General features: G+C 33.0%; 2 protein-coding genes. Both read right to left on the bottom strand.

Annotated features, from left to right (window positions below):
• A partial coding sequence (locus tag AC1DUA_RS35410; protein ID WP_477504195.1) for a helix-turn-helix domain-containing protein occupies window positions 1–289 on the bottom strand: 289 nt, incomplete at its 3' end.
• A 1,106-nt stretch (window positions 290–1,395) separates the two neighbouring features.
• A partial coding sequence (locus AC1DUA_RS35415) for a hypothetical protein (RefSeq protein WP_477504196.1) occupies window positions 1,396–1,956 on the bottom strand: 561 nt, incomplete at its 5' end.

The following is a 1,956-nucleotide window of genomic DNA, read 5'->3' on the forward strand; positions in this document are numbered from 1 at the left end:
GTGTTTTATTGGGTATAAGGCCCCTAAACCCCCACATTTCACCATGAGAATCCTTGGAAAGACATCGATGCAATAACCGGCGTAAGCTCCTAACATCAATTCCTGTCTGTTCAGTAATCTGATCAACTGAAAGCTTTCCTGATAAATACAACTTTACTGCTTGCTGTCGTACCAAGAATTTTTCTTGATCACGATGAGGCAACTTATCAATGAATACCATGTGCCAATTTAACATGCATAGTTGATCGGGAGTATACAATTCATTTTCAGTTAACCGCTTGTTGGCCATTTGTAGTCCACACCTCCGTTAGAGGGCATTGAGCTTTCCAGCATATCTGAATCTACTTTGACTTTGAAATTAAGCCAAAACAGAACCTCATAGATTTGGAAAGCGTGAAGCCGATTCGATTATAAATTTCTATCAGCTTGTTTTTCCTTTTTTAATTAATTGCATCAACTTAAATTGATCCGTCATCCGCTTCAAAAGGTTGACTCCAGCTTAAGAGATAATTCAATATTTGAAAAAATCGTAGTTTTTTCTCTTGCTTCCAATTCTTATTTCTGGACAGCTGTCTACCCCGAAGTCCCTTAAATCTTGAGTTTGTGTTGACCAGTTCTTTCAATTAATTTACTTCTATACGCTTTCCAATAGTATTGCTATTACGTGTACTACCTTAATTGGAATTGATGTTTACAGCTGAAGCCCTACCAAAATGTTGCTTTCTTAACAATAGAAGATAAACTATTAAGGTTCAATAGATTCGACAATAGTTCCAAATTTATGCGAAAACCTTACATAAAACCACGAAACCATCTACATAAGTTAGAAAAAAAATTGTTCTAAGAAGAACATAATGACAGGGCTAGAACACAAAATAATGTTCTGCTTTGTCATTTTCATTAAACATTCATTATATATAATTTTTTAGTTTTTCATTGATTCAGGTGCCATGTGTTAAAGAATGTTCTCTCGAATATAGCATCGTCATTAGATGCGAAACAGTGTAACACGAGAAACGCTGCCACTTGATTAAAGTTGTTTAGCTAATATCATATTTTTTGTTGCATTCAGTAATTTCCAACTCTCCAGATGACACCTTTTCTAGGAAAGTAAATTTGTTCAATACACTGTCCTGTTGGATGAAAAATTGACTTTGAAATGAAGAAAGCCCAGTAAGTACAAGGGTTTATTTGATTTTTGTATAATTCATAATTTAAAATAGTTTTGAAATGAATTTTAGCGATTGGAATTACATATTAGTTTTGAAATACTTCTGACAAATTAAATAATTAATTAGCCGTAAGTATTTGAACATAGAAATTATCTTTGAATTCTTGTAATAAAAAGTACCCGAGATAAGGGTGCCTTTCATGTAGGTCATTTACTCAACGTTTCTAATTGATTAATTTCCAAGTATCTTCATCATACTTTTTTACGATTTCAACAATGCCAGTTCTCTCTTCTGCTACAATCCTCCACTCATGAAGTTCCTTATTTGCAACTTTTTCAATATATATATCCCAAATTAACGCTAATTTATTATCAGAAAGTAACTTTTCTAACGATTCTTTTTCTATTAATAATCCAGTGTTATATCCTTCCAATGCCAGGTCATAACATATCAACTTTCCTTTATTGTCAAACCAATACCCTTCTTGACCTCCTTGTTCTAATTCAAGTTTTTTTACGATATATTCGGAGGGCATTAAATAACTTACAGATTTCTCAATTGAATTATCGTATCCTTTCTCCCATAAATATTCCAAAGTTGTATCAATCAGGTCCCCCACTTCGTCTTTATCAACTTCCGAATGGTAATCCCTGTATGCTTGGTGCCAATAATATTCTCGAGAAAATATTTTATATATCGATTTCCAATGATTACTATATGAATGATCGTGAACTTTTTCACTATTTGCATATTGTTTCACCATATTGACTGGCACTAATAAACC

Source organism: Paenibacillus sp. 01T422 (assembly GCF_056398785.1).